The organism is Azospirillum sp. TSH20 (genome assembly GCF_003115935.1).
In the GTDB taxonomy this organism is placed as follows: Bacteria; Pseudomonadota; Alphaproteobacteria; order Azospirillales; family Azospirillaceae; genus Azospirillum.
The window spans coordinates 33,627-59,668 of record NZ_LGQU01000061.1 but is presented as its reverse complement, the minus strand read 5'-3'; the positions used below and the strand labels follow the sequence as shown (position 1 = coordinate 59,668).

The 26,042-nt window shown below is 68.3% G+C and carries 25 protein-coding genes; 7 read left to right on the top strand and 18 right to left on the bottom strand.

Annotated features, from left to right (window positions below):
• Positions 1-391: 391 nt before the first annotated feature.
• Both TSH20_RS17770 and TSH20_RS17765 read right to left on the bottom strand, forming a co-directional pair.
• On the bottom strand, positions 392-1,408 hold the full coding sequence (locus TSH20_RS17770) for a fumarylacetoacetate hydrolase family protein (RefSeq protein WP_109075954.1): 1,017 nt from the start codon (positions 1,406-1,408) through the stop codon (positions 392-394).
• Positions 1,409-1,472: 64 nt separating this feature from the next.
• Positions 1,473-2,597: a homogentisate 1,2-dioxygenase gene (locus TSH20_RS17765; protein WP_109075953.1), complete on the bottom strand. Its 1,125-nt coding sequence runs from the start codon at positions 2,595-2,597 to the stop codon at positions 1,473-1,475.
• 207 nt (positions 2,598-2,804) lie between these two features.
• Between TSH20_RS17765 and TSH20_RS17760 the strand changes: the two genes are divergently transcribed.
• Both TSH20_RS17760 and TSH20_RS17755 read left to right on the top strand, forming a co-directional pair.
• The gene (locus TSH20_RS17760) at positions 2,805-3,311 is read left to right on the top strand and encodes a MarR family transcriptional regulator (protein ID WP_247871615.1); all 507 of its coding nucleotides are present in this window, start codon (positions 2,805-2,807) and stop codon (positions 3,309-3,311) included.
• 112 nt (positions 3,312-3,423) lie between these two features.
• The gene (locus TSH20_RS17755; protein WP_109075951.1) at positions 3,424-4,467 is read left to right on the top strand and encodes a GNAT family N-acetyltransferase; all 1,044 of its coding nucleotides are present in this window, start codon (positions 3,424-3,426) and stop codon (positions 4,465-4,467) included.
• Between the two features lie 6 nt (positions 4,468-4,473).
• Here TSH20_RS17755 and TSH20_RS17750 read toward each other — a convergent pair whose 3' ends face one another.
• Positions 4,474-5,100: a transferase hexapeptide repeat family protein gene (locus tag TSH20_RS17750; protein WP_109075950.1), complete on the bottom strand. Its 627-nt coding sequence runs from the start codon at positions 5,098-5,100 to the stop codon at positions 4,474-4,476.
• A gap of 262 nt (positions 5,101-5,362) precedes the next feature.
• Here TSH20_RS17750 and TSH20_RS17745 point away from each other — a divergent pair, with 262 nt between their 5' ends.
• From TSH20_RS17745 to TSH20_RS17735, 3 genes are all read left to right on the top strand, one after another.
• Positions 5,363-7,021 carry an FAD-dependent oxidoreductase gene (locus tag TSH20_RS17745; RefSeq protein ID WP_109075949.1) on the top strand — a complete coding sequence of 553 codons (1,659 nt, stop codon included), beginning with the start codon at positions 5,363-5,365 and terminating at the stop codon, positions 7,019-7,021.
• A gap of 26 nt (positions 7,022-7,047) precedes the next feature.
• Positions 7,048-7,245 (top strand): DUF2783 domain-containing protein, encoded by a 198-nt coding sequence (locus tag TSH20_RS17740; RefSeq protein WP_109075948.1) that lies wholly within the window; start codon positions 7,048-7,050, stop codon positions 7,243-7,245.
• A gap of 266 nt (positions 7,246-7,511) precedes the next feature.
• Positions 7,512-8,885: a CocE/NonD family hydrolase gene (locus tag TSH20_RS17735; RefSeq protein WP_109075947.1), complete on the top strand. Its 1,374-nt coding sequence runs from the start codon at positions 7,512-7,514 to the stop codon at positions 8,883-8,885.
• 97 nt (positions 8,886-8,982) lie between these two features.
• On the opposite strand, the gene infC is transcribed toward TSH20_RS17735, so the two are convergent.
• From infC to TSH20_RS17710, 5 genes are all read right to left on the bottom strand, one after another.
• On the bottom strand, positions 8,983-9,510 hold the full coding sequence (gene infC / locus TSH20_RS17730) for a translation initiation factor IF-3 (protein ID WP_109075960.1): 528 nt from the start codon (positions 9,508-9,510) through the stop codon (positions 8,983-8,985).
• An 83-nt stretch (positions 9,511-9,593) separates the two neighbouring features.
• Positions 9,594-11,558, bottom strand: a complete 1,965-nt coding sequence (gene thrS / locus TSH20_RS17725; RefSeq protein WP_109075946.1) for a threonine--tRNA ligase — start codon at positions 11,556-11,558, stop codon at positions 9,594-9,596.
• A gap of 186 nt (positions 11,559-11,744) precedes the next feature.
• A complete protein-coding gene (locus TSH20_RS17720) occupies positions 11,745-13,001 on the bottom strand; it encodes an EAL domain-containing protein (protein ID WP_247871616.1) in 1,257 nt (418 codons plus the stop codon).
• Positions 13,002-13,118: 117 nt separating this feature from the next.
• The gene (locus tag TSH20_RS17715; protein WP_109075945.1) at positions 13,119-14,192 is read right to left on the bottom strand and encodes a quinone-dependent dihydroorotate dehydrogenase; all 1,074 of its coding nucleotides are present in this window, start codon (positions 14,190-14,192) and stop codon (positions 13,119-13,121) included.
• A complete protein-coding gene (locus TSH20_RS17710; RefSeq protein ID WP_109075944.1) occupies positions 14,189-14,563 on the bottom strand; it encodes a DUF952 domain-containing protein in 375 nt (124 codons plus the stop codon). The genes TSH20_RS17715 and TSH20_RS17710 overlap by 4 nt, the downstream gene beginning before the upstream one ends.
• A gap of 312 nt (positions 14,564-14,875) precedes the next feature.
• Here TSH20_RS17710 and TSH20_RS17705 point away from each other — a divergent pair, with 312 nt between their 5' ends.
• On the top strand, positions 14,876-15,094 hold the full coding sequence (locus tag TSH20_RS17705) for a hypothetical protein (RefSeq protein WP_109075943.1): 219 nt from the start codon (positions 14,876-14,878) through the stop codon (positions 15,092-15,094).
• 26 nt (positions 15,095-15,120) lie between these two features.
• On the opposite strand, the gene TSH20_RS17700 is transcribed toward TSH20_RS17705, so the two are convergent.
• The 10 genes from TSH20_RS17700 to TSH20_RS17655 form a co-directional block, all read right to left on the bottom strand.
• Positions 15,121-15,441 carry a hypothetical protein gene (locus tag TSH20_RS17700; RefSeq protein WP_109075942.1) on the bottom strand — a complete coding sequence of 107 codons (321 nt, stop codon included), beginning with the start codon at positions 15,439-15,441 and terminating at the stop codon, positions 15,121-15,123.
• A 171-nt stretch (positions 15,442-15,612) separates the two neighbouring features.
• Complete coding sequence (terL, locus tag TSH20_RS17695; protein WP_109075941.1) at positions 15,613-17,139, bottom strand: phage terminase large subunit; 1,527 nt, start codon at positions 17,137-17,139, stop codon at positions 15,613-15,615.
• Positions 17,136-19,166 carry a glycosyl hydrolase family 28-related protein gene (locus tag TSH20_RS17690; RefSeq protein WP_109075940.1) on the bottom strand — a complete coding sequence of 677 codons (2,031 nt, stop codon included), beginning with the start codon at positions 19,164-19,166 and terminating at the stop codon, positions 17,136-17,138. Before TSH20_RS17690 ends, terL begins: the two co-directional genes overlap by 4 nt.
• 187 nt (positions 19,167-19,353) lie before the next feature.
• On the bottom strand, positions 19,354-20,157 hold the full coding sequence (locus TSH20_RS17685; RefSeq protein ID WP_146205455.1) for a hypothetical protein: 804 nt from the start codon (positions 20,155-20,157) through the stop codon (positions 19,354-19,356).
• Positions 20,157-22,052 (bottom strand): hypothetical protein, encoded by a 1,896-nt coding sequence (locus TSH20_RS17680; RefSeq protein WP_109075958.1) that lies wholly within the window; start codon positions 22,050-22,052, stop codon positions 20,157-20,159. The genes TSH20_RS17685 and TSH20_RS17680 overlap by 1 nt, the downstream gene beginning before the upstream one ends.
• Positions 22,053-22,065: 13 nt before the next feature.
• On the bottom strand, positions 22,066-22,635 hold the full coding sequence (locus tag TSH20_RS17675) for a hypothetical protein (RefSeq protein WP_109075938.1): 570 nt from the start codon (positions 22,633-22,635) through the stop codon (positions 22,066-22,068).
• Positions 22,636-22,713: 78 nt separating this feature from the next.
• Positions 22,714-22,986 carry a hypothetical protein gene (locus TSH20_RS17670; RefSeq protein WP_109075937.1) on the bottom strand — a complete coding sequence of 91 codons (273 nt, stop codon included), beginning with the start codon at positions 22,984-22,986 and terminating at the stop codon, positions 22,714-22,716.
• 62 nt (positions 22,987-23,048) lie between these two features.
• Entirely contained in the window at positions 23,049-23,867 is an 819-nt protein-coding gene (locus TSH20_RS17665) for a phage capsid protein (protein WP_109075936.1), read from the bottom strand.
• 504 nt (positions 23,868-24,371) lie between these two features.
• Entirely contained in the window at positions 24,372-24,596 is a 225-nt protein-coding gene (locus TSH20_RS17660; protein ID WP_109075935.1) for a hypothetical protein, read from the bottom strand.
• Entirely contained in the window at positions 24,593-25,039 is a 447-nt protein-coding gene (locus TSH20_RS17655) for a Fur family transcriptional regulator (RefSeq protein WP_085090276.1), read from the bottom strand. Before TSH20_RS17655 ends, TSH20_RS17660 begins: the two co-directional genes overlap by 4 nt.
• 141 nt (positions 25,040-25,180) lie before the next feature.
• On the opposite strand from TSH20_RS17655, the gene TSH20_RS17650 reads away from it, so the two are divergent.
• Positions 25,181-25,747 (top strand): superoxide dismutase family protein, encoded by a 567-nt coding sequence (locus TSH20_RS17650; RefSeq protein WP_109075934.1) that lies wholly within the window; start codon positions 25,181-25,183, stop codon positions 25,745-25,747.
• The last annotated feature ends 295 nt before the right edge of the window (positions 25,748-26,042 follow it).

Sequence of the window (26,042 nt, the reverse complement as noted above, 5' to 3'; positions counted from 1 at the left end):
AACCAGCGACACCGCCGTAACCGCCGCCGCCCCCGCCGCCCCCGCCGCCCCCGCCGCCAGCACGGCGGCCATACCGATGATGATCTTCGTCCTGAAATTGGCCTTCATCGCGACACCGTTGTCCGGTCCGCCCAAAGTTCCGGGATGAACGGAAAGGCGGCACCAATTGGGGAACAGGGGGCCACCTTATATTCGATAATAACCGGCTGACATGCCGGTTTTTGCGATTCAATGATGAGCCGTTCAATTATCTGGACAACTATGGATCGCGATGCCGACAACGAGACGAATTGCCGCAAGTGCGAAAAGGGCGCCTGCGGATTGCTTGTGCACCCCGCCGACGCCCTCATCTCAACCTGCAGACCGGGCTGCAGACCTGATCGCTGCCGCCTCAAGCCCCCTCGTACCGCACCACCTGCTGGTCGATGGCGCCGAACACGCTGGCGCCGTCCGTGTCGAACAGTTCGATCCGCACGCGGTCGCCGAAGCGCATGAAGGGGGTCTTCGGCGCGCCGTGCTCGATGGTCTCGATCATCCGCAGTTCGGCGAGGCAGGAATAGCCAACGCCGCCGGCCGACACCGGCTTGCCCGGGCCGCCGTCCAGCTTGTTCGACACCGTGCCCGACCCGATGATGCTGCCGGCCGCCAGATGGCGGGTCTTGGCGGCATGGGCGATCAGCGTCGGGAAGTCGAAGGTCATGTCGACCCCGGCATCCGGCTTGCCGAAGGCTTCGCCGTTGAGCGTCGTCACCAGCGGCCGGTGCAGCTTGCCGCCGTCCCAGGCGTCGCCCAACTCGTCCGGCGTCACCGCGACGGGGGAGAAGCTGGAGGCCGGCTTGGACTGGAAGAAGCCGAAGCCCTTGCCCAGCTCCGCCGGGATCAGGTTGCGCAAGGACACGTCATTGACCAGCATCAGCAGCCGGATCTGACCGCGCGCCGCATCGGCCGAAACGCCCATCGGCACGTCGCCGGTGATGACGGCGATCTCCGCCTCGAAATCGATGCCCCAGGCCTCGGTCGCCGCCGGGATCGGGTCGGTCGGCGCCAGGAAACTGTCGGAGCAGCCCTGATACATCAGCGGGTCGGTCCAGAAGCTGGGCGGCATCTCCGCCCCGCGCGCCTTGCGGACCAGCTCCACATGGTTGACGTAGGCCGATCCGTCCGCCCACTGGTAGGCGCGCGGCAGCGGCGAGGCCGCCTCGGCCGGGTCGAAGGGCCGGCCGGCCGCCGGATCGGCGTTCAGCGCCCGATAGGCCTCCTCCAGCTTCGGCGCCAGCGCCGTCCAGTCGTCCAGCGCCGCCTGCAGGGTGCGGGCGATCTCCGGCACAGGGGTGGCGCGGGTCAGGTCGCGCGACACCACGACCAGGGTGCCGTCGCGTCCGCCCGCCTTCAAACTTGCCAGCTTCATTCGTCTCTTCCCTTCCTCACAATTCAGCGTCCGGCAGCCTTGACCCTTGTTTCCGGGTGGGCGCTCATTTCGCCTTCCAGCTGTCGGCGTAGGCGCCCCATTCGACGCCTTCCATCGCCTGGTAGACGTCCAGCGGATCGCGGGTGTCGATCATCACCGCGACCTCGTCGGTTTCCTTGCGCTCGAACTTCTGCGCCACCTCGTAGGCCTTCGGGTGCGGCCCATGCGGGAAGCCCGAGGGGTGGTAGGTGACCATGCCGGGATGGATGTTGTCGCGCGAGAAGAACTGGCCGCGGTGATAGAACAGCACCTCGTCGAAATCGTCGTTCGAGTGATAATAGGGCAGCTTCAGCGCCTCCGGATCCGACTCGATGGGCCGCGGCACGAAGGTGCAGATGATGAAGCGCCCAGCGATCCAGGTGCTGTGCGCCGAGGGCGGCAGGTGGTAGCGGTGGCTCATCAGCGGCCGGATATCGCGCCAGTTCAGCCGCACCGGCGCCAGATCGCCATGCCAGCCCACCGCGTCCAGCGGGTTGAACGGATAGGTCATGGCGCAGAGCTGCCCGCGCTTCTTGACCCGGACCAGAGTCTCGCGCTCGTGCTTCTGCGCCTGGAAGGCGTCGTCCAGTGCCGGGACGTCCAGCACCGCCGGATCGAAGATGGCGTGGGTGCCGACCAGCCCCTTGTGCGGCAGCTTGTAGGCGTCGTTGGTGGCCTCCACCATCAGCACCATCACCGCCTCGTCCGTTTCCAGCCGCCAGCAGGTGTTGCGCGGCAGCACGACATAATCGCCCTCGCGCACCTCCAGATGGCCGTAGTCGCAGAACAGGTGACCGCCGCCCTGGTGGAAGAACAGCAGGTCGTCGCCGTCGGCGTTGCGGGCCAGATGGTCCATCTTGCCCTTGAAGCGCCACAGCCGCACCTGGGTCGCCCCGTTGCCCATCAGGGCCGGTGCCTCCAACGGGCAGCCGGGCATGGAATCGACATGGTTCAGGTCGAAGGCGCGCGGGCGCAGCGGCCCGTCGAAGCTGGTCCAGCCGGTCGGCGGGTGGGCATGGTGCATCTGGGTCGCCGGGCCGAAGAAGCCTTCGCGCCCAATCTCGCGCTCGTAGGTGCCGGCGGGAAGCCGGACATGGGCCTGACGCGACGCGGTGCCTTCGACCTTCGGAAACGAAATCCAATTCTTCATGGCGCTTCCCCCTGCTGTGCCGCCGATCCCGTTCACGACAGACGTCGGCAGACTTGTTCCGTTGCCGCCATTTTAGTTTCGTTTGAAACTGTTGCAAGAGCCAAATTACAGCGCAGGATGGGGGCACCCGCGACCTCCCTTACAGACGACGCCCCGCCGATGCCGCCCGCCCGCCGTTCCCGCACCGCATCATCCAATCCCGCAGCCGTGCCGACAGAATTGCCGGCGCTGCACCTGACGCGCTTCCTGCCCTACCGGCTGTCGGTTCTGGCCAATACGGTCAGCCACACGCTGGCCAAGCTGTACGAGAAGCGGTTCGGCATCACGATCCCGGAATGGCGGATCATCGCCGTGCTGGGCGGCGGCGAGACGATGAGCGCGGGAGAGATTGCGCAGCGCACCGCGATGGACAAGGTGCAGGTCAGCCGCGCCATCAGCCGCATGCTCGATTCGGCGCTGATCCTGCGCGAATCGGGCGACACCGACCGGCGCAAGGCCCTGCTGACCCTGACGCCCAAGGCGCTGGCGATCTATGCCGAGATCGTGCCGATGGCCCTGACCTATGAGGAAGAGGTCACCGACGCCCTGTCGATCGACGAGCGGGCACAACTCGATACGCTGCTGTCCCGGCTGCAGGCCCGCGCCGACCAGCTCGCCACCCGCCCGGCGCCGGTGGGCGCGCAGGTTGAGGAAGCGCAGAGCGAGGGAAACTGAGCAGCGTTGCTGTTGTGACGTAAGGCCGCATCGATCCGGATCGACCACCCCATTCACACGCTCTGGTGGAATCGTTAACGTCGCCTCCACACCATCACCCGCCGGAGGCCGCATGGCTGCGCCCACCATCAGCATCCGCCCTCTCGACCTGCACAGCGCATCGGCGGCGGAATGGGCGGCCTTTCACGAGTTCCGTCGCATCCGCCACGCCGAATCCTGCCGTGACGAACCGCTGCTTCCCGATGCCGCGGTCGAGGCGTCCAGGCGCAAGCGGAGCCCCTATTGGCAGCACGTAGGCTGGGCGGCTTGGGAGGATACCGGGGCGGGCGAGCGGATCATTGGATACATCTATACCGATCTGCCGGACTGGAACCATCCGGAGATGGCATCCAATGGCCACCAGATGTTCGTTCACGGCAGCGTCTGCAAGGAATTCCGCCGCCGGGGCATCGGCACCAGTCTTCTCGGCAAGGTTGGCACCCTGGCGGCGGCTGCCGGGCGCAGTCTCGTGACATCCACCACCGAACAGGAGGACGGCCACGCCTTCCTGCGTCACTTCGGTGGGGAGGAAACGATGCGCTACGAAGAAAATCACCTGCGCCTCGACCGGGTCGATTGGGCGATGGTGGAGCGCTGGTTTGCCACCCTTCCCGCCGATCTTTCGCTCACCACTTATGCCGACCGCGTGCCGATGGCGGCGTTTGAGCGGATGCTGCCGGCGATCAACGCGATGGTCGCCGACATTCCGCGCGACCGGGTGAGCATCCCGGTCATCGAAGATTCCGCCTCGATGATCGAGGACTGGTACGGACGGATTGACCAACAGAATGGCCGCCATCACATGCTGGCGCTGACGGATGCGAATGGCGAGCTTGCCGCCATGGCGGATCTGCTCTGGTTCTCCGATACCCCCGACCGCGCCGGCCACAATCTGATGGGGGTTCGGCGGGACCGGCGCGGACAGGGGCTTGGCAAGGCGATCAAGGCCGCCGCGCTGTTGCATGTCCGCAAGTCGCTGCCGAACGTGGAACTGATGACCACGGGCAACAACCAGGTGAACGCGCCGATGCTGGCGATCAACCGCCAACTCGGCTTCTTCACCCACCGCAGCGGCGGCTTCTACGAGATCCCAGCGGACGCCCTGCCCCGAGAGTAAAGCCCCTCACCCCCCCTTCACCTTGTGCAACGGCTGGCTCGTCCCCGCATCGACGCGGCCGCGGCCGGGCTCCTCCGCCTCCAGCGGAGCGCAGGCGACCATGGTGGCGAGCGAGCGGCGGGCGAGGCGCTGGTATTCCTCCGTGCCTTCCGACTTCCAGGCGACCTCGTCCGGCCGCAGCTCGCGCATCACCTTGGCCGGCAGGCCGGCCACCAGCGTGCGCGGCGGCACGACGAAACCGGCCTTGACAAAGGCCATGGCGGCGACGATCGACTCCTCGCCGATCTCCGCGCCGTCCATCACCACCACATTCATGCCGACCAGCGCGTTGCGGCGGACGATGCAGCCGTGCAGCACGGCGCCATGGCCGACATGCCCGTCCTCCTCGACGATGGCGTCATGGCCGGGAAAGGCGTGGATCGTGCAGTTGTCCTGCACGTTGCTGCCCCGCTGCAGCACGATCCGGCCAAAATCGCCGCGCAGGCTGGCGCAGGGGCCGACATAGCAGCCCGGCCCGACCACCACGTCGCCGATCAGCACGGCGGAAGGATGGACGAAAGCAGTCGGGTCGATGACGGGGATCACGCCGTCGATCGCGTAGACGGTCGGGCGCGGCAAGGTGGGGGCGGTCATTATCGGGCGTTCCTCGGTGTCTCTATTCGGTCTTTTGCCGCAAGGCTACACCGCCGCACGCTGTACGCGATACTGATTTTCCGCCATAATGAACATGTCTGTATCGCTTCACCGGCAGTCCCGCCGATGATGAAGCGAAAGCTTGATTGGTATCAAATGCAACTGTATCGTTGGCAACAATAACAATCCGCCACAAGGCCGGCTGCTCCGCGGCCGGGCCGCCAACGCGTCCTGTCATGGTTTCCGGGGGAGGAAACGCCCAATGCACGCGACTTTCAGCTATCCGAAATACAGCTACGTTCCATCGGACGAACAGCGCACCGGCACCGTCCGGCGTCATCCTGTGGTGGTCATCGGCGCCGGCCCGGTTGGGCTGACCGCGGCGCTCGACTTCGCGCGCAAGGGCGTGCCGGTTGTGGTGCTCGACGCCGAGGACACCGTCAGCGTCGGCAGCCGCGCCGTCTGCTATGCCAAGCGCGCGCTGGAGGTGTGGGACCGGCTGGGCGTCGGCCAGCGCATGATCGACAAGGGCGTGGTGTGGAAGATCGGCAAGGTCTTCAACGGCGACAGCATGGTCTACCAGTTCGACCTGCTGCCGGAGCCGGACCACAAGATCCCCGCCTTCATCAACCTCCAGCAATATTACCTGGAGGATTTCCTGGTCAGGCAAGCCCAGAAAAGCGAGCTGATCGACCTGCGCTGGCTGTCGCGCGTCATCTCCGCCAAGCAGGAGGCCGACCATGTCGTCCTGCAGGTGGAGACGCCCGACGGCGTCCATGCGGTGGAGGCCGATTGGGTGATCGCCTGCGACGGCGCCAAGTCGTCGGTGCGCAAGATGCTGGGGCTGGAGTTCCAGGGAGAGGTGTTCAAGGACCGCTTCCTGATCGCCGACGTGGTGATGAAGGCCGATTTCCCGGCGGAACGCTGGTTCTGGTTCGACCCGCCCTTCCACCGCAAGCAGTCGGCCCTGCTGCACATGCAGCCCGACAATGTCTGGCGCCTCGACTTCCAACTGGGTTGGGACGCCGACCCGGAGGAGGAGAAGAAGCCGGAGCGCGTCATCCCCCGCGTCCAGGCGATGCTGGGCGCCGACACGCCGTTCGAGCTGGAATGGGTGTCGGTCTACACCTTCCAGTGCCGCCGGCTGGAGCGGTTCCGCCATGGCCGCATCCTGTTCGCCGGCGATTCGGCGCATCAGGTCTCGCCCTTCGGCGCCCGCGGCGCCAACAGCGGCGTGCCCGACGCCGACAATCTGGTGTGGAAGCTGGCGCTGGTGCTGGACGGCAAGGCGCCCGACTCGCTGCTCGACAGCTACAGCGACGAACGGGTGGCGGCGGCCAAGGAGAACATCCTGAACTCCACCCGCTCCACCGACTTCATCACGCCGAAGAGCGAGATGAGCCGCGTCTTCCGCGACGCCGTGCTGGAGCTTGCGGTCGACCAGCCCTTCGCCCGCTCGCTGGTCAATTCCGGCCGGCTGTCCACCCCCACCACCTACAGCGATAGCCCGCTGAACACGCCGGACGGCGACGTTTTCGCCGGCAAGATGGTGCCGGGCGCCCCCGCCACCGATGCGCCGGTGGAGCGCGACGGCCATCCCGGCTGGCTGATGGAGGCGCTGGACGGCCGCTTCACCGTGCTCTACGCCGCCGGTGACGGGCCGGTTCCGGCCGAGGTGGCGGAGGCACTGGACGGTCTCGCCGCCGGGCCGCTGCCGCTGGCCTGGCACGCGGTGACCGAGCGGCGTCGCGGCATCGCCGGGGAGCTGGTCGACAGTGCCGGCCGCCTGCGCGAACGCTACGACCTGACGCCGGGCAGCGTCTATCTGATCCGCCCCGACCAGCACATCGCCGCCCGCTGGCGCCGCTTCGACGCCGCGGCCCTGTCCGCCGCGCTGAACCGCGCCACCGGCCGCTGCTGATCCCCCGATTTTCCGGAGTTCCACCCATGGCCAACCTGATGACCGAGCAACGTTTCGCCAGCCCGGACGACGTGTACCAGCTGCTGATCGACAGCCACCGCGACCTGACCCCCGACCAGAGCACCCGCCTCAACGCCAAGCTGATTCTGCTGCTCGCCAACCACATCGGCGACGCGGAGGTGCTGGCCGAGGCGCTGCGCGTGGCGCGGCAGGGGGTGGAGTAGGACGGCGTTAGACCCCCACCTAACCTCCCCCGCTGGGCGGGGAGGGACTGCCGCTGCCTTTCCGAACAAGCACTTGTCCCCTCCCCTGCCCAGCTCTCGCACAAAGCTATGCTTTGTGCTGACGCGGCAGGCGGACCGTAGGTCCGCTGAGAGCGGGGGAGGGTTAGGGTGGGGGCATCGGCAGCCGACACCTTCCTCCGCTGACGCCAAGCCAAAGTTGGCGTACAACTGCGCAGCCCCTTCCCCACGCGAAGACTGCGCCGACCATGACCCTGCGCCGCCTGCTCCCCCTGCTGTTCCTGCTGCTGTGCTGCGGCCCCGCCCTGGCGGAGGGGCTGACGCAGACGGCGCTGTCGATCCCCGCGCGTTTCCCCGACGGCAGCTCCGCCGCGCTGGAGGCGATGCTGCTGCGGCCGGACGGCCCCGGCCCCTATCCCATCGCCGTTCTCAGCCACGGCACGCCGCGCGATCCGGCAGACCGGGCGCAGATGACGCCGCTGCGCTATCTGCCGGAAGCCCGCGAGTTCGCCCGGCGCGGCTGGGCGGTGGTGGCGGTGATGCGGCGCGGCTATGGCGGATCGGACGGTCCCTACAGCGAGACGACCGGCGCCTGCAGCAACCCCGACTACCTGCATTCCGCCCGCCAGAGCGCCGAGGATCTGCGTCAGGCCATCCGCTATGTCGCGACCCAACCCTTCGCCGACGCCAGCCGCATCGTCGCGGTCGGCGTCTCGGCCGGCGGGCTGGCCAGCATCGCGCTCAGCGCCGATCCGCCGCCGGGACTGAAGGCCGCCATCAGCTTCGCCGGCGGCCGCGGCTCCGTCGCTGACAACGAGGTCTGCCAGGAGAACCGGCTGGTCGCCGCCTTCGGCACGCTGGGCCGCAGCTCGCGCGTTCCCACCCTGTGGATCTATGCCGAGAACGACCTGTTCTTCGGCCCCGACCTCGCCCGGCGCCTGTGGGAGGCCTTCATCCATGAGGGCGGACGAGCGGAGTTCATCGCTGCCCCGCCCACCGGAAAGGACGGGCATGGCTTCTTCAGCACCGCCATCCCGCAATGGACGCCGATGGTCGACCGGTTCCTGGCGAAGAACGGGCTGGTGCTGCGCGACACGCCGATGGCGCTGTCGCTGCCGGCGCTTCCCCCGCCGTCGGAGCTGTCCGCCGCCAACCGGGCCAAATTCCCCGCCTACATCGAGGCCGGCGGCAACAAGGCCTTCGCGGTGTCGCCCGATGGCGCCTATGGCTGGAAGTCGGGCATGCGCAGCCTGGACGAGGCGCAGAAGGGCGCGCTGGAGAATTGCGCGTCCCACACCCAGAAGGGCTGCCGCATCGCCTATCTCAACGACCGCCCGGCCGGCGCCGCCGCCGATGCCGCCGCCCCGGCGGAGGCGCCGCTCGGCACCCGCGTCAGCCTGGAGCCGCCGAAGGAGCTGTCGGCCTCCGGCCGCGACAAGTTCGGCGCCTATGTCGCGGCGGCCGGCCGCAAGGCCTTCGCTGTGTCGCAGGACGGCGCCTTCGGCTGGAAATCCGGCATGCCCAGCGAGGACGCCGCCCGCCGCGGCGCCCTTGACAGCTGCGCCAAATACACCCGCCACACCTGCTATGTCGTCATCGTCGACGACCGGCCGCTGCGGTGAGGAAGTTGGGGAGGGGGCAAGGCACTGCCGCATTCAGCAAAGAAAAAAGGCCCGTCCGGCATCCCGGACGGGCCTTTTCCGTAATCTCACCCCGGCGTCAGCGCGGAGCCAGCACCATGACCATCTGGCGGCCTTCGAGCTTCGGCATCTGCTCGACCTTCGCCAGTTCTGTCAGTTCGTCGCGGACGCGGACCAGCACATTCATACCCAGATCCTGGTGCGCCATTTCACGGCCGCGGAAGCGCAGGGTCACCTTGACCTTGTCACCTTCCTCGAGGAAACGGCGCGCCGAGCGCATCTTCACGTCATAGTCGTTGTCATCGATGTTCGGTCGGAGCTTGATCTCCTTGACCTCGATGATCTTCTGCTTCTTGCGGGCCTCGTTCGCCTTCTTCTGCGCCTCGTACTTGAACTTGCCATAGTCGAGGATTTTGCAGACGGGCGGTTCCGCCTGGGGAGCGATCTCGACCAGATCGAGACCGGCATCCTCAGCGGCCAGCAGAGCATCGCGCAACGACACCACCCCGATCATCTCGCCGTCGGCACCGACGAGACGAACGGAACGAGCCGAGATCTCCCGGTTAACCCGCGGGCCTTCGCGGGTCGGGGCGGCTTCGGACGGAATCCTGGCTATGGACGCTTCTCCATGGTCTGAAACCACGCGGAAGCCGGCCGTCCAGAGGAGGGCCGGCGGCGTCGCGCGGTCGGTTAAAACGGCGAATCGGTCACGGTTTCGCCGGCAGGCGATCTCGCTTCCTCAACCAGTTTAGCCACGGCGGCGTCGAGGGCAAGAATTTCCTGATCCTTGCCGCCCAGCACGCGGAGCGCGACCGTCCGTTCGTCCGCTTCCCTCTTTCCGACAACCAGCATCAGGGGGACCTTCTGCAGGCTGTGCTCGCGGACCTTCAGGTTGATCTTCTCGTTGCGGGTGTCGAGTTCGACGCGCAGGCCCTTGCGCTTCAACAGCTTGGCCACTTCCTCGGCATAGCCGTCGGCCTCGCTGGTGATGGTGGCGACGGTGACCTGCACCGGCGACAGCCACAGCGGGAACTTGCCGGCATAATGCTCGATCAGCATGCCGATGAAGCGCTCCATCGACCCCAGAATCGCCCGGTGCAGCATGATCGGCCGATGGCGAGCGCCATCCTCGCCGATATAGCTGGCATCGAGTCGTTCCGGCAGGTTCGGGTCGTACTGCAGCGTGCCGCACTGCCAGGTCCGGCCGATGGCGTCGGTCAGGTGGAACTCCACCTTGGGGCCGTAGAAAGCGCCCTCGCCCGGCAGTTCCTCATACTCCAGCCCGGCGTCGCGCAGCGCCTGGGCCAGCGCCCCTTCGGCCCGGTCCCACAGCTCGTCGGCGCCGGTGCGGACGTCCGGACGCAGAGCCAGCTTCACCGAGATCTTGTCGAAGCCCAGATCCCTGTAAACGCCGAGCTGCAGCTTGAAATACTCGGCCGCCTCGCTCTGCACCTGATCCTCGGTGCAGAAGATGTGGGCGTCGTCCTGGGTGAAGGCGCGGACGCGCATGATGCCGTGCAGCGCACCCGACGGCTCGTTGCGGTGGCAGGCGCCGAACTCGGCCATGCGGATCGGCAGGTCGCGGTAGGAGCGCAGGCCGTGGCGGAAGATCTGGACATGGCCGGGGCAGTTCATCGGCTTGATGCCCAGCAGCTTCTCGCCGCCGTCGGCCTCCACCTTGAACATGTTGTCGCCATACATGTCCCAGTGGCCCGACGCCTTGAACAGCGAGCTGTCGATCAGCTGCGGCGTCTTGACCTCGACATAGCCGGCGGCCTTCAGCTTGGTGCGGATGTAGGTTTCCAGCGTCTGGTAGAGCGTCCAGCCCTTCGGATGCCAGAAGACCGAGCCGACCGCCTCTTCCTGCACATGGAACAGGTCCAGTTCCTTGCCCAGCTTGCGGTGGTCGCGCTTCTCCGCCTCCTCGATCTGGTGCAGGTAGGCCTTCAGCTCCTTCTCGTCGCGCCAGGCGGTGCCGTAGATGCGCTGGAGCATGGGGTTGCGGCTGTCGCCGCGCCAATAGGCGCCGGCCACCTTCATCAGCTTGAAGCCCTGCCCGACCTTGCCCGTGGTCATGGCGTGGGGGCCGCGGCACAGATCCAGCCAGTCACCCTGGCGGTAGATCGACACCGGCTCGCCCTGAGGGATCGCCTCGATCAGCTCGGCCTTGTAATGCTCGCCGAGCTTCTTGAAGTAGGCGACCGCCTCGTCGCGGTCCCAGACCTCGCGCACGATCGGGATGTCGGCGCCGACGATCTCGCGCATCTTCGCCTCGATCTTCTCCAGATCCTCGGGCGTGAACGGCTCGTCGCGCGCGAAGTCATAGTAGAAGCCGGTGGCGATCGACGGGCCGATCGTGACCTGCGTGCCGGGATAGAGCTTCTGCACCGCATCGGCCAGCACATGGGCGGCGTCGTGGCGGATGACCTCGAGAGCGTCGCCGTGGTTGCGCGTGACGATCTCGATCTTGGCGTTGGTAGTGACGGTGGTGGTGAGGTCCTTCACCGTGCCGTCGATCTTGACGGCAAGCGCATCTTTGGCCAGGCGCGAACCGATGGACTGGGCAATCTCAAGCCCCGTCACCGGCCGGTCGAACTCCCGCACGCTGCCGTCGGGCAGCGTGATGGCGATGTTGGACGTCACCGAAGTCACCATTTCACTAGTGTTGGTCTCACCCGCATCGGGTGCCCGGACTTGGCCGGGAACGCGAAATTTCCATCGCCGCGTGGGGGAATGTCAAGCGCGGTGGCGGAAATCAAGGGGAGCGCGGCTCAAGCACTTGCCCCCACCCCAACCCTCCCCCGCCCAGCGGGGGAGGATAGGTGGGGGTCTTACGCCGCCTCACTCCGGCTTCCGGCTCAGCCGCGGTTCGCCGAACAGGTAGCCCTGGCCGAAGTCGAAGCCGGTGTCGAGCACCTCGACCAGCTGGTTCTCCGTCTCGATCTTCTCGACGATCAGGTCGATGCCTTCGGCGGCGCAGCGGTGGCGCAGCTCGCGGATGCGCGCGGCATTGGCGGGGTCGAGCACCAGGGCGCGGTCCAGCTTGATGCAGCGGAACTCGTGGCGCAGCAGCCGGTCCAGGTCGATGGCGAGGTCCGTCACCTGATCCATCGAGAAGCGGAAGCCCAGCCGCGCCAGCTGCGACAGGATGCCCATCGTCACCGCCCCGCCGGCGCGCAGATCCTGCTGGCTCAACTCGAACACCAGTTTCGGCACCAGGGCGTGGTTCTGCGCCATCATGTTCAGGAATTGGCGCATGAACTCCGCATCGGCCAGCGTCGCGGCGGAGATGTTGGCGAAGAATCCGATGGCGTGCTGGCGCCGCTCCGTCTCGCGGATCAGCTGAACGCAGCGGACCAGCAGCAGGTTGTCGATGGTGGCGATCAGCCCCTCGCGCTCGGCGATGTCGAGATAGCGGTCGGGCATGATCTGCTGCCCGTCGGCGGCCCGCACGCGCGAGAATACCTCGTAGAAGCGGTGCTTGCGCTGCGGCAGGCTGACGATGGGCTGGAGATAGACGTCGATGCGGTCGGCCTTCAGCGCGTCGCGCACCGCCTCCAGCACCGCGGCGTCGTCCATCGGCGCCGCCGGCGCGGCCTGAGAAGTGGCGGACGGGGCCGGCGCGGGACGGCGCTCGGCACTTGCGGCCGGCGGACGCGGAGCGCGCCGTTCGGTCAGGCGGGAGACCAGCGACTGCAGAAGCTTCACCTCCTGCATCACCGCGTCGTAGCGGACGCCACCGTCGGGCTGGGCGCCGGGATCGGCCGCCAGCCGCTGTTCCAGCAGATGGGCCAACTCCTCCACCCGGTCGTTCAGGCGGGCGACACGGCGGGCGGCCTTGCGTTCGCGCTCCAGCCGCGTCACCACGTCATGGACCAGGGCACCCGCCAGCACCACCAGCGCGCCGGCCAGCCACGCCACCAGCGGATCGGCCTCCGGACGCAGCGCCCACAGCGCCGCACCGGCCGAAACCCCGGCGATCAGATAGGCCAGCGCATAGACGAGGTGCGTCAGCAGGGTCATCGCGGGAACCAGGGTGAAGGGAACGGCCGCGGATGAGGCGGTTCCGGGGCGGAGGTCGGCGGTCAGGGCCTTCACGGGTGCGCAGCCTCTGGCAGGAGCATGACACGGAACCGTGGCGGGCTCCTCACTGTCGGGGCACCCGCTTGACGATCCGTTAATGCTACGCTCCTGCCCGCCGCATCCTGCGGACCCTCAGCGGTGATCCGCCCCCACCGCCTCGGCGACCGAGCGGAAGCCGTCGCGACGCAGCAGCTCCGCCAGTTCGCGGCGGATGCGGTGGACCACCGCCGGCCCGGCATAGACCATCGCCGAATAGAGCTGCACCAGCGAGGCGCCGGCGCGGATCTTGGCATAGGCGTCTTCGCCGGTCGCGACACCGCCCACGCCGACGATCGGCAGCTTGCCGCCGGTCAGCGCGTAGATCTCGCGCAGGACGGAGGTGGAGGCTTCGAACAGCGGCGCGCCGGACAGGCCGCCGGCCTCGCTGCGCATCGCCGCCGGGATGCTGTCGGGCCGGGCGATGGTGGTGTTGGAGACGATCAGCCCGTCGATGCCGCTCTCCAGCGCCACCGCGGCGATGTCGCTCTTGTCCTCAACCGTCAGATCAGGGGCGATCTTCAGCAGCAGCGGCGGGTTGCGGCTCAGGCCGCAGGCGGCCCGCGCCTCCAGCACCCGCTCCAGCAGGGCGCGTAGCGGGTCGCGGCCCTGCAGCGCGCGCAGTCCCGGCGTGTTGGGGGAGGAGACGTTGACGACCAGATAGTCGGTCAGCGGCGCCAGCCGGCGCACGCCGATCACGTAATCGTCGGCGGCATCCACCGTGTCCTTGTTCTTGCCCAGATTGGCGCCGACGATGCCGGGCGCGCGCTTGCCGGAGTCACGGCGGCGTTCCAGCCGCTGGGCGAAGGCCTCCAGCCCCTCGTTGTTGAAGCCCATGCGGTTGATGACCGCCCGCTGCTCCACCAGCCGGAACAGGCGGGGGCGCGGGTTGCCGGGCTGGGGCCGCGGGGTGACGCTGCCGGGTTCGACGAAACCGAAGCCCAGGTTCAGCATGGCGTCGACCACCTCGGCATTCTTGTCGAAGCCGGCAGCCAGCCCGACCGGGTTGGTGAAGTCCAGCCCCCAGACGCGGGTGTGCAGCGCCGGTTCGTCCTTGCCGCGGGCCGGCGGGACCAGTCCGGACTTCAACGCCTTGATGGTCAGGCCATGCGCGGTCTCGGGGTCGAAGCGGAACAGCAGCGGCCCGGCAAGCGGATAGAGGTCGATCACGGAACGAGGTCCTGAAGGGTGAAGGGAAAGCCGGCCGGGAAGACATGGCGCCCGTCCGGCCCCAGCGGCAGCGGATCGACGCGCAGCACGGCATCCACCGGCAGCGGCCCATAGAGATGCGGGAACAGCTGCCCGCCGCGCGACGGCTCCCAGCGCAGGGCGTCGCCCAGCCGGTCGGCGTCCACCGTCAACAGCAGCAGGCCGTCCTGGCCGGCGCGGTGCTTTGCGGCGCTCTCCACCACCTGCGCGGCGGTCGAGAAATGGATGAAGCCGTCCCGGGCATCCTGGGACGAGCCGGGATAGCGGCCGGCCGGGCGGGCGGCGTCCCACTCGTCCGCGCGGCACATGTGATGAATGATACGGTCGGTCATGACGGTGGGACACTAACGCAACGCGCGGTCACCGGCCAGAGACCTCGAAGCCGCATGCTGCGGCCGGCAAGCGCCGGCACAACGCAAGATCGACTCCCCGAATGCAATTCCGCACGCTTCGCGCGTTGCATTTTGCAAAGCACACTCGAAACTATTCGGCATTTTGCGGGTATTTTTGAAATTCGGCGGCGGCCTTCCCCGCCGGATCGGTCGCTTCGCGCTCTCAACCTCCACGATTCCCTGACTTCAGGCCGTTCGCACCGGTTGGCATTGCTTTTGCTGTGACAGTTCCAAGTCAACGGAGGACCCGCCATGAACGCGATTTCCATGAGCCTGATGAAGAAGACCCAGCCCTGCGACGCGGAACTGGGCGGCTCGGTCACCGCCATGGGCGCACTGTGCGAACCGGGTCAGACCGCGGTCCCGCTGAAGCCGAGCGCCACCATGCTGGCTGCCGGCGCGCGGGCCGGCGGCGTGTCGGTCGAGGTCGCCTGGAAGATCTACCAGACGATGATCCACCACGCCGACTGAGCCGGCCCGCAAGGTCAAGGCCCCGGTCAGCGCCGCCCGCCCTCGAACGGCATGAAGCCCGAATCGAGCTTGGTCTCGATCCGCAGCAGATGGTCGGTCAGGCGTTGTTCCACGTCCTTGAGCGTCGCGAAGGAGACATAGGTCTTCGCGACCTCCAGCTTATAGGCGGCAAGGCTCTCGCGCACCTGCGCCTGGGCCTCCTCGGCCCGGCTGCGCAGATCGTCCAGCGCGCTGTCCGCATCCTTGCGCACCCGCGCGATCAGCCAGAACAGCCCGCCCATCGCCGGCAGCTCGACGGCGGTGATCCACCAGGCGAGATCCAGGCCTCCAGTCAGGGCATCATGCATCGGGGTCTCCCGTTCGTGTGGTGTGGGGATGTCGAAAGCAAAAATCTTCTCGGCTGCCTGCCCTTGAAGCCGGAACTCCGCCCAACCGACCGCTATCCGCGCGAAGGCGGGGATGACGGTCGAGAGGACGGGATGCAGACTTCCACTTCAGAGAGCGGGCGACCGCCACCCTCAAAGCTCCCAATCCGCCTCCGCCATCACCGCACCCGCACCGCGCCAGTCGGCGCGGTGGTCTGCCGGGGCGGTGCTGCGATCGAAGCGGTGGGGTTCGGCGCCCAGGCAGCCGGCAACCGCGTCCAGCCCGTCGTCGGGACCGCGATAGCGGCCGTCCGGGCGCCAGTCGCGCATCTCGCGGATAAACGACGTTTCCCAGACCTGCCGGTGGGCCAGCAGGCGGCGGTCGGCCAGCAGCGCGTCGAAGGCTTCCAAAATGCGCCGGACCTTGGGCGTGTGGCTGAACTCCTCCACCACCCCGGCGGCCAGCCGGTCATTGCGCAGCCGTTCGCGCAGCAGTCCGGGCAGGAAGCGGCCGATGCCGTTGATCTCGATGTGGACCGCCGGCAGATGGTTGTCGGCCAGAAAACGGGAGACCTGCCGGCATTGCTGGTCGGCCTCCGTCTCCGGCGCCTTGGGATCGACGGCGAGATACCGCACCCGGTGCAGATAGAGGCGCTTGTCCTCCCCGGCGAAGACCGCGGCGACCACGCTGCCGTCACCGCTCTTCACCCTGCCGTCCCCCTCCCCCGCTGGCCGGGCGAAGGCCGGGTCCCACCAGCAGGTGGCGGAGACCAGCTTCACCCCGTCCAGCGTCAGCACCGCGCGGCCCAGCGCCTCGCGATACTCCAACTCCGCCTCGTAACGGCCGAGCTTTTCGACGTCCAGCACCCCGTCGGCGACGCTGACCGGGCGCAGCAGCATCTGGCTGGTGAATTTGTTCGGACCGGTGGATTTGCGGATGCGGGCGACATGCGCCTCGCCGAAGCGCTCCTTCCAGGTGTAGGTGCGCTTGCCCTGCTCATCCTCGGTGTAGACCGGCAGGGCCAGCCGCTCGAACCCATCCAGGAAAGGCGGGCTGCCGTCGTCGGTTTCCTCGGCATAGAGGCTGTCCTGCGCATGCGGTGTGCCGACGTAAAGCTGCGCTCCGCCCGGCACCAGCACATACTCCAGCTCCGACAGACGCTCGCGCAATGCTGCGCGCTTCACCGCTGTGTCGGCGTTGCGCGGCACCTCCACGTCGTCGCAGATCACCACGTCGGCGCGGCTGCCGGTGATGTTGCCGCCGATCCCCGCCGCCGCCATCGACGGGTCGCGCAACTCCATCGGCCGCACCACGGTGAAACGGTCGGCCGCCCACTGGTCGCGCTCCTTGCTCGGCGGCTTCAGATGGCTGCAGCCGGGATGGCGTTCCAGGATGCGCTTGACGTTGCGCACCATCTTCATCGCCAGCTTCAGGTCGGCGGCCAGCACCAGCAGCCGGCGGTTGGGATCGCGCAGCAGCAGCCAGGCCGCGAACAGCCCGACCAGCGTCGATTTTCCCGACCCGCGAAAGGCCATCAGCAGCATCCGCCGGTTCGGCCCGGCCATGTGCTCCTCCAGCCAGCCGGCCATCTCCGCATGGTGGGCGGGGGTCTTCAGCTCCACCATGGCGTTCCAGCCATCGACGAAGCCGAAAAAGCTGTCGTCGTCCTTTCCCGTCATGGATTCCGCCCCAGGATGTGCCAGCCGGCGCCGTTGGACATCGCCGTCACCGCGTGGCCCTGCGCGGTCAGCGCGATGGCCTCGCTGTCCGGTCCGCCGCCACCAACCTGGGTGACGGTGACGCGGTTGCCGCCGGTATCGGACTTCTTGACGGTGACTGTCCGCCCGACCGCATGGGGGGCCGACGGCGCCGGCAGCCGCACCTCCACCGCCCCGCTCCAGGCGCTGACCAGATAGAGCTGCTGGTTCAGGTCCGGCTCGAACAGGCCGGGGGTGTCGTGATAATGGGCGTTGCCCGGCTGGCTGTTGCCGGCGACGATCCACCAGCCCGCCCCGTTCGACACCAGCGTGACGAAGTCATACCGGTTGCCGAGCGACAGCGTCCGCCCGTCCGGCCCCGGCCCGCCAAGCTCGGTCACCGTCAGCGGGTTGACCGACGCATCGGTGCGCTTGATCGTCACCGCATGGCCGTTGGCATCCCCGGCCTTGGGTAGACGCAACTCCACCGCCCCGCCATAGGCGCTGGCCAGATAGACCGAACTGCTCAGGTCCAGCGCCACCACCCCGCCCGTGGCCGGCTCCACATACTCGGTGTCGTAACGCAACGCCTCCACCACCAGTTCGGTGACGCGGCTGCGCTGAAACCGGTTCTTCTCCGGATAGCCGGCATTGACCGCCGTATACTGCCCGCCCGACCGGTCGAGGATCGCCGGCCCGGCGGCGGCGGAGAACAGGTTGACGATCGCCGTCTCCACCGACCCGGCATCCAGTTGCAGGTTCGGCAGGGCGCCCAGCGATTCGGCGTAGAAATTCACGATCAGCGTCTTGTCGGTGACGGCGCCGACACGGAAGCAGGCCTCCGCCTGCCGCCACAGATTGGCCTCGCAGTCGAAGAAGGCGTTGTTGAAGCGCCCCTGTTCGACGAAGAAACCGCAGCCGCTCATCGGCGCCGACAGCGAATAGACCCGCACGGCGTGGAAGCGGTTGGCGTTCGGCGTGTCGCCCGCCCCCGTCCGCGTCAGCCACACCCCGTGCCGCGACGGCCGCGCCACCAGCACGCGGGCGATGTTGTTCCAGTAGCAAGGCAGGTTCGGATCAATGTAGCCGTCGAAGACCAGCCCCACCTCCGGCTCCCACAGGGTCAGGTCGGTCAGGCTGTTCTGCACGCAAGGCCCGTCGCGCCCGAACAGCCGCACCCCCGCCTTGCCCTGCTCCAGCCGCAGGCCCGACAGGGTGGCGTAGCCGTCCGGCAGATGGATCAGATCGAAGCCGTTGGACGCGCCACGGATCACCGACGCCTGCCCCACCCCGTACAGCGTCCGCCCATAACCGAGCGTCAGCGTGTTGGCGATGCGGTAGGTTCCCGGCGGCACGAACACCGCGCGGGCCGAGGTCAGCGCCGTCTGCAGGGCCAGCGTGTCATCGACCAGCCCGTCGCCCACCGCGCCGAAATCCTTCACCGACGCGAGGTCGGCCAGCTTGTCGCGCACCGGCCGGGCGGTGGCCCCGGCACCCGGCGGCACATAGGTCGCCAGCGCCTCCTCGTCCACCGGCGGGCGGATTGTCGGATTGCCGGCGCTGTCGAAGGCCAGCAGCTTGCCCTGGCGCAAGGCCCGCTCCGGCAACAGCGGCGAAGCCGGCAGGTCGCTGTCGCCATAGCGCAGCATCAGCTCCTGGTCGCCCGCCACCTGCTGCAGCATCGCCGTCAGCCGGTCCAGCTCGCCATTGAGGGCGGAGGCCGGCAGCGGCCCGCTTTCGCCGAAGTCGCTGCGCCGTTCGATCGGCAGCCGGCGGCGCAGCAGCACGACGGTCCCCTCCGCCGGCGCCGTGGCGAAGGTCACCGCCCCGCCCGCGCCGGCGCCCGCCCCGCCGACAGCATAGCCGGTGCTCTGCAGCGCAGCGCCCAGGAAGACCTGCAGATCCGCGTCGGCGAAGATCGGGAACGGGTAGGTGAAGACCCGCTGCATACCGTCGGCGAGATACTGCACGCGCGGGGTCCCGCGCGGGATGAGAAGCGACGTGGACATCGGGGGTCTCCAAAAGAAAATGCCCTCTCCCGCCCCGGGAGAGGGAGGGGACCCGCCGCACAGCGGTGGGAAGGGTGAGGGGGAATACAAGAATCCCGAACCGCATGGTTCCTTGGATCACCCCTCACCCTTCCCAAGCTCCGCTTGGGCCCCTTCCCTCTCCCGGGACGGGAGAGGGAGCCGTCCCTCAGAAGAACTTGCTCATGTATTCCAGCCGCTGACGGTCGGCGAGTTGCGACAACTCCAGCAGGTTGCGGCGCTTGGCCTCGTCCAGGCTCTGCTGGATGGCGGCGCGCTTCAACTGGTCGGTCGCCTTGGCGTCCTTGCGCTCGGTCTCGCTGGAGTTGGTCAGGCCCAGCAGGATCGCCTCGCCGGAGCCGTCCTGCGCGGTGACGCCGCGCGCGCCCAGCCCGGCGCGGGTCTTGCTGACCGCCTGCCGCAACGCCGCCAGGCGGCGCTGTTCGGCGGCGTCCGCCGCCGCGGTCAGCTGCGCCAGCTGGGTTTGCGCGTCAGTTTCCTTGGCGCGGACCGCCTCCTCCTGGCTGGCGCGCAACTGGGCCAAAGTCTGTTCCTGGGACGAGCGGTAATCGTCCATTTCCTTCGCCCGCGCCGCAGCCGCAGCCGCAGCGGCGGCCTCGTCCTTCTGGCGCTGCAGCTCCTCCTCCCGTTGCCGCAACTCGGCGTCATGGCTCCACTGGCGGGCCTGCGCCTCGGCCTCCAGCTGGGCCTGCTGCTGGCGGGCGGCGGCGGCGGCCTGGGCGCTGCGTTCCGCCGCCGCCGCTTCCTCGCGGTATTTCTGCTCCAGCGCAGCCTGGGCGGCGGCGGCCTGCGCCGCGTCCTGCTGGCGCTTGTACTCAAGCTCGGCAGCGGCTTGCTGGGCGGCCTGTTGCGCGGCGGCGCCGGACTGGCCGGCACTGGCATTGCGCACGGTGCCGATGACGGAGTTCGCCAGCGGCAGCGCCGTGGTCACGAGGGGAGTGATTCCACCCATCAGTCATTCACCTTCAATTCCATGGTCACGGAAAGCAGCGTGAAGGGCAGCGGCGCATCCTGCTCGATGCGCCACAGCGGGACGTCGGTGTCATGGCGCCAGCCGAGCGCCCGCAACCGGCGGTCGCCGGACACGCGCGGCGGCACCCCGCCGGCCGGTTGCGGCCCCAGGCGGTGAAGCGGAAGTTCCTGCAACCCGCGCCCCAGATCGACGCGCAGCGCCGCCGTCTCCTCCAGCCGGAAGGTGACGGCGACCAGCCGGACGATGTCGGCCCCGGTCGCCTGCCCCAGCAGGTTGGGTGGCAGCGGCTCGACCCGGTGGGTGTAGGGCAGCCCGATCTCCACCTTGCGCGCCGGCGGGTCCAGCGTGACGCTGCCGGCCTGCACCGTGGCGGGGTTGCGGATCACTCCATCGGCGACGATGGCGACCGTCCGCCCCTCCAGATGCGCCAGCCCACCCCACACGGCGGTTGCCTCACCCCTTTCGCCGGTGATCGCCGCGTCGAGGTTCAGCGCGTCGTCGAACCGCTCGACGGTCCAGACGCCGCGCCGCTCGACCAGCGCATAGACCTCGTCCCCCACCGCGGCGACGGAGCGCACCGCCCCGTCGGTCTCCAGCAGGGTCCAGGCGGTGACGTCCTCCGCCCGGTAGGCGGTCAGCGCCCCCAGCGAGCCGTCCTCCATCGCCACGAACAGCAGCCGGCGGTTCTGGTCGTAATCCTGGTCGCGCGGGCTGGACACCAGATGGCGGGCCAACAGCGCCAGATCGTTGGCCTGATAGGCCGCTTCGGTGTCGGTATAGAGGAACTCGCGGATTTCGCGCCGGTTGCGCGGCACGAACAGCGTCGCCCCCTCCACATCGCGCGGCGGGATGGCGCGGTCCATCGGCGAGCCGATGCGCGTCTGCCGGTTGACCTGCATGCTCTGCGGGGTCAGCGGGTCGCCGGTCACCATATATTCGGCGCCGGAGGTGAAGACCTGCAGATGCCGGCCGGAGAAGACGGCGCGCACCGCGTTGACCTGATCGGACAGGATGCCGAACTCGATGGCCTGATCGTCCAGCCCCTCGCCCAGGTCGAAGTTCCAGATCTGGGCGGAGCGCGACAGCCACAGCCGGTTGGGCAGGTCGCGCGACCCGCCGATCACCAGCCGGTCCTGATGGAAGGCCGCCGACACCGGCCAGCCGCGCAATGCCGAGAAGGCCTGCTCCTCCCATTGCGTCGTCGGCTGGGTGTCGGCCAATGCCTCCTTGACCGTCGCGTTGACCTGCGTTGCCGACACCACGCCGGTCACCTGCAACTGCTTGCCTTTGATGCGGATGCGGGTGTCATCATGGCGGGGGTCGAACACCGGGGCCGACGCGGTGACGCTGATCGCCCCGCTGGTGCCGGACGGCGTCACCGTCACCGCCGGATCACCGAAGCGGTGGAAGGGCGTGCGCAGCAACTCCCCCTCGACGGCGAAGGCCCACTCCGCCAGCGTCCACCCGCCATTGTCGCCGCGCGTCAGCTTGCGCGGCGGCAGGTCGGGATGGCAGACCAGCAGCGTGTCGGCGCTCTGCGTCCAGGTGATCTGCGCCAGTTGCGTCAACGTCCAGGGCGCGGCAACCGAGGCCAGCTTGGTCCCGCCCTGGAACACGTCGATCCAGCCGTCGGTGAAGACCAGCAGATAGGTCTGCTCGGCATTGCGCTCGAACGCCACCAGCCGGCCGTCGCCACGGGCCAGTGCCGTGAAGGCAAGCCCCGACCGCCGGGTCACCCCGCCGGTCGGGTCGATGAACAGGTTGCGCAGGGCCAGCGCGCCGTTGTCATAGGCCTTGAGATCGCCGCGCCCGAGCAGGCGGCGCGACACCTCGCCGGCGGTGAAGTTGGTCTTGACCTGATGCAGCCGTCCCATCACGCCCTCCCCATCATGCCCGCGCATCGATCAGGGTGAAGTCCTCGAAGCCGGGCTGACTGTCCTGCTGGGCGTCGATCTGGCGGGCGCGGCGGAACTCGCTTTCGGCCAGTTGGGCCAGCAACTCCGCCCGCGTCGAGCTTTCGGTCAGCGGGATACAGAACTCGGAGGCGAGCCGGGCGATCAGCGCCTGATCGAAGAAGGCGGGAAACTCCTCCTCCGCCGGGCGGCCGATGTAGGACAGGGTGACGGCGCCGGCATCGCACAGCAGCGTCCGGCCAACGATGCGATAGGACAGGCCGCGCCCACGCCCGCCCCCGCCAGCCCCCAACGCCCGCAGGAAATCGGCCGGCAGCTGGAAGGCGCAGGCATAATCGGCGACCGGCGGCTCGGCCAGCCGCGGCAGCGTCGCCTGCATGCTGGCGAAGCTCCAGGCATTGGCCGACAACAGCGCGTCGCGCGTCGGTGCATAGAGGGCGGCGGCGACCTCCGCCTCGGCGGAGCCGTCCTCGAAGGAAGCGATGGCGGTGGCGCCGAGCTTGATCAGCGCCCGGCCGCACAGGCCGATGGCGGTCAGGGCCATGACGGGTCTCCCTTTCCAGGGTTCCGGAAAGGCGCAGCCCTCTATGGTCGAGGTGCGGCGCCTCTCCCCTTCGGCGGATCAGTCGCTGTTGGCGCTGCCGAACGGCGTCAGGTTGGCGACGTCCACCGCCCCATTGGCGCTGGCCGCCACCACCAGCACGCCGGTGGCCGGCGTGGCGGTGCCGACCGCACAGTTGGCCAGCAGCATATCGCCAACCCGCAGCAGGTCGGCCGCGCCGTTGAAATAGCCGGCGGTGTCGACGTCGGTCGCCGCGTCGTGCGTGGTGTAGTGCCAGAGCGTGAAGCCGTTCGCATAGGCGAGCACGCTCAAATCCTTGGACGCATAGGCCATGGATCGAAGTCTCCGGATTTTTGTGAGGGATGCGGAAGAGAGGAGGGATCACCCTCCCCCGCTCAGCTCTCCAGGCAGCGCAGGGTGACCACGCCGGTGGTGTCGATCAGCGCGGCGCCCTGGCTCATCATGTTGTTGACGAAATGCGCCGCGCGGTCACCGTGCCAGGTGATGTCGGTCTTCACGTCGGCGCCCGCCGCATGGCCGACCGCCGTCTTGTGGTACCAGTGGCAGAGCCGGACACCGCCGTTCAGCGTCAGGCCGGAATGCGGCAGCCACAGCGTGCCGAGCCAGCGCTTGGCCTGGGTGCCGCGCCAGGGCAGCTCGTCGGTGCCGACATAGTCGGAGCTGGCGAACTCCTCGATGCCCAGCAGCTGGCTCCACTGCTTCCAGCCGACGACGGCATAGCGCTGGCCGTCGTCCGGCACGTCGGCCTCGCCCATCATCTCGAAGGCAGCCAGGATCTTGGCCTTGGTCAGCCCGTCGGCGGCGCTGCCGGCATAGTTGACGGACTTGTTCAGCTCGGCGATCAGCAGTTCGTCGGTCTTGCGGCCCAGCGCATAGGCGCCGGCATTGGCGATGATCTGGCGCTCGTCGATGTTGGTCTTCAGCTCGTCCAGCCGGTCGACCCAATCACCGGCATAGAAGTCGTACAGCGCGCATTCCACCGGCGTGTGGTCCAGGTTCATCACCGGAACCGCGCCGTGCCGCGACTTGGTGGAGGCGGCGCCCTTCCCCACCTTCTGGAAGACGGTGGAGGCGCCCTGCACGTTGTTCTTGCTGCGCACCGTGTTGCGCAGCTTGGAGCCCATGCGCTGGTAGGCCTCGTGGACCTCGCGCTCGAACTGCTTGACGAAAGCCTGGGCGATGCTGGTCGACATGGGTATGTTTTCCTTTCGCGTTCCTGCGGCTCCCGCTCGGGTGACGGCGGGAGGGATCGTTCCGCCATCCGGTTGTCGGGATGCGTGCGGGACGCAGCGCCGGCCGCGGGCGAAACGCGAAAACGAAAAGGGCCGGCCGGACCTTCGAGTGTCCGGCCGGCCCTTTTCGGACCGAAGCGAGGGGGGAGCTTTGGTGCTGTCGGGCGACCGGTCCGAGGGGCGGACCCATCGCCTTGACAGGATTGGTTCTAGGATTTTATGCGGTACCCGTCAAGGACTATTTTCATATATGCGCTGACTGACGAATGCCCCCACCCTGACCCTCCCCCGCTGGGCGGGGGAGGGGATTGGAGCTTTGTCGGCGTTCAGCGGCAGTCCCTCCCCCGTCCAGCTCTCGCACAAAGCTTCGCTTTGTGCTGACGCGACAGGCGGACCGTAGGTCCGCTGTGAGCGGGGGAGGGTCAGGGTGGGGGCATTCGTCAGCCGACACTCGCCCACCCCCCCTCAATGCCGAACCGGCCCCGCCACCCAATGACTGACGATGGTCTCCGCCTGGGCCGGCGGGATCTCCGGATGGTGATAGCGATAGACCGTCACCGCCGCCTCCAGCGCATAGCGCTCCGGCTGGCCGCAGCGGCACAGGCCGGAATAGCAGCGCTGCACGGCGTCGCGGCAGGCAATGGCGTCGGCGATGGAATGATCGGCCTCAAGGAAACGGGGATCGGTCATGGACGCTCCTCCTCATCCTGGGCGTCGTCACCCGCGTCATCCAGCGGGACGCCATAGATTTCCAGCCGGTGGCCGACGATCTTGTAGCCGAGTTCGTGGGCGATCCGCTCCTTCATCGCCTCCAACTCCGGACTGGCGAACTCGATGATCCGGCCGGTGCGGGTGTCGATCAGGTGATGGTGGTGGTCGGCCGTCGCCTCTTCGTAGCGCGCACGCCCGTCGCCCAGATCGACGCGCTCGATCACCTGCGCGTCCTCCAGCAGCCGCATGGTGCGGTAGACGGTGGCGATGGAGATGCGCGGGTCGATCTGCACGGCGCGACGATGCACCTCCTCGACGTCGGGATGGTCATCCGCCTCCGACAACACCTGAGAGATGACGCGGCGCTGCCCGGTCATCTTCAGCCCCTTCTCCATGCACAATGCTTCCAGACGCGACGTCATAACCCCAACCCTGGTCTTTGCTTGCCGAGACCCCATCATACTGAAAACCGTTCGCAATCCCAGAGCGGTTTCGTAGCGACGCAAAGTCGCGAACCCGCCGGCGGCATCCCGCGCGCCGGCAATCACGGAGGACCCACCGGAATGTCGTGCACCCCGCCCCGCCATCTGCGTCGCCATCTGGCCCTTGCCCCGGCCCTGCTGCTCGCCGGCCTGTCGCTGGCGGCCGCTCCGGCTCTCGCCCAGCAATCCGTCCCGGCGCCCGCTCCGGCCGCCCAGGCCGCCATCGTCGATGCGCAAGGCAAGCCGCTGGGCACCGTCACCTTCACCAAGTTCCCGCACGGCATCCTGGTGCATGGCCAGTTGGAAGGGCTGCCGCCGGGCTGGCACGGCATCCACATCCATGAAAACGGCGCCTGCACCCCCGATTTCAAGGCCGCCGGCGGCCATTTCGGCGCCCAGGGCTCCAAGCACGGGCTGGAGGCCGAGCACATGCATTACGGCGAGCTTCCCAACATCTGGGCCAACGAAGCCGGCAAGGCCGGGTTCGAGGCGATCACCCACATGGTCAGCCTGACCGACGGCGCCGACGGCCTGTTCAAGCAGGGCGGCACCGCGATCATCATCCACGCTCAGCCCGACGATTACCTCAGCCAGCCGGCCGGCAACTCCGGCGACCGCCTCGCTTGCGGCATCATCAAGAAGCCGTAAGCGCCGACGGACGGCACCGGGGCGCGACCATTTGCCGCGGCTTCGCGGCGCAGGCTCGCGCCCCTTCCCCTCCCGCCACGTCTCCGCTTGCCCCCACGCAACACTCCGCGCACCCCTGCCGCGCGACGAGTTTGCTTGCCAAATCAAGCCACCGGCCCTATCTGTCCGGGGTCGGACGGCGCCCGGCGCCGCGCAAATCCGCGCAGGCACCTGATCGCCCGCCGCCCGACGGCTCCGCGCCAACCCGCCGCGGAGCGCGCAAGCCCGGCCGCTCCCTCCTGGCGCGGCCCCCATT

What these genes read in the sequence shown, in the direction of transcription:
- TSH20_RS17770 (WP_109075954.1), bottom strand. Translation starts at nt 1,408, where the DNA reads ATGAAGCTGGCAAGTTTGAAGGCGGGCGGACGCGACGGCACCCTGGTC.
- TSH20_RS17765 (WP_109075953.1), bottom strand. Translation starts at nt 2,597, where the DNA reads ATGAAGAATTGGATTTCGTTTCCGAAGGTCGAAGGCACCGCGTCGCGT.
- TSH20_RS17755 (WP_109075951.1), top strand. Translation starts at nt 3,424, where the DNA reads ATGGCTGCGCCCACCATCAGCATCCGCCCTCTCGACCTGCACAGCGCA.
- TSH20_RS17750 (WP_109075950.1), bottom strand. Translation starts at nt 5,100, where the DNA reads ATGACCGCCCCCACCTTGCCGCGCCCGACCGTCTACGCGATCGACGGC.
- TSH20_RS17745 (WP_109075949.1), top strand. Translation starts at nt 5,363, where the DNA reads ATGCACGCGACTTTCAGCTATCCGAAATACAGCTACGTTCCATCGGAC.
- TSH20_RS17740 (WP_109075948.1), top strand. Translation starts at nt 7,048, where the DNA reads ATGGCCAACCTGATGACCGAGCAACGTTTCGCCAGCCCGGACGACGTG.
- TSH20_RS17735 (WP_109075947.1), top strand. Translation starts at nt 7,512, where the DNA reads ATGACCCTGCGCCGCCTGCTCCCCCTGCTGTTCCTGCTGCTGTGCTGC.
- thrS (WP_109075946.1), bottom strand. Translation starts at nt 11,558, where the DNA reads ATGGTGACTTCGGTGACGTCCAACATCGCCATCACGCTGCCCGACGGC.
- TSH20_RS17710 (WP_109075944.1), bottom strand. Translation starts at nt 14,563, where the DNA reads ATGACCGACCGTATCATTCATCACATGTGCCGCGCGGACGAGTGGGAC.
- TSH20_RS17705 (WP_109075943.1), top strand. Translation starts at nt 14,876, where the DNA reads ATGAACGCGATTTCCATGAGCCTGATGAAGAAGACCCAGCCCTGCGAC.
- TSH20_RS17700 (WP_109075942.1), bottom strand. Translation starts at nt 15,441, where the DNA reads ATGCATGATGCCCTGACTGGAGGCCTGGATCTCGCCTGGTGGATCACC.
- terL (WP_109075941.1), bottom strand. Translation starts at nt 17,139, where the DNA reads ATGACGGGAAAGGACGACGACAGCTTTTTCGGCTTCGTCGATGGCTGG.
- TSH20_RS17690 (WP_109075940.1), bottom strand. Translation starts at nt 19,166, where the DNA reads ATGTCCACGTCGCTTCTCATCCCGCGCGGGACCCCGCGCGTGCAGTAT.
- TSH20_RS17685 (WP_146205455.1), bottom strand. Translation starts at nt 20,157, where the DNA reads ATGGGTGGAATCACTCCCCTCGTGACCACGGCGCTGCCGCTGGCGAAC.
- TSH20_RS17680 (WP_109075958.1), bottom strand. Translation starts at nt 22,052, where the DNA reads ATGGGACGGCTGCATCAGGTCAAGACCAACTTCACCGCCGGCGAGGTG.
- TSH20_RS17675 (WP_109075938.1), bottom strand. Translation starts at nt 22,635, where the DNA reads ATGGCCCTGACCGCCATCGGCCTGTGCGGCCGGGCGCTGATCAAGCTC.
- TSH20_RS17670 (WP_109075937.1), bottom strand. Translation starts at nt 22,986, where the DNA reads ATGGCCTATGCGTCCAAGGATTTGAGCGTGCTCGCCTATGCGAACGGC.
- TSH20_RS17665 (WP_109075936.1), bottom strand. Translation starts at nt 23,867, where the DNA reads ATGTCGACCAGCATCGCCCAGGCTTTCGTCAAGCAGTTCGAGCGCGAG.
- TSH20_RS17660 (WP_109075935.1), bottom strand. Translation starts at nt 24,596, where the DNA reads ATGACCGATCCCCGTTTCCTTGAGGCCGATCATTCCATCGCCGACGCC.
- TSH20_RS17655 (WP_085090276.1), bottom strand. Translation starts at nt 25,039, where the DNA reads ATGACGTCGCGTCTGGAAGCATTGTGCATGGAGAAGGGGCTGAAGATG.
- TSH20_RS17650 (WP_109075934.1), top strand. Translation starts at nt 25,181, where the DNA reads ATGTCGTGCACCCCGCCCCGCCATCTGCGTCGCCATCTGGCCCTTGCC.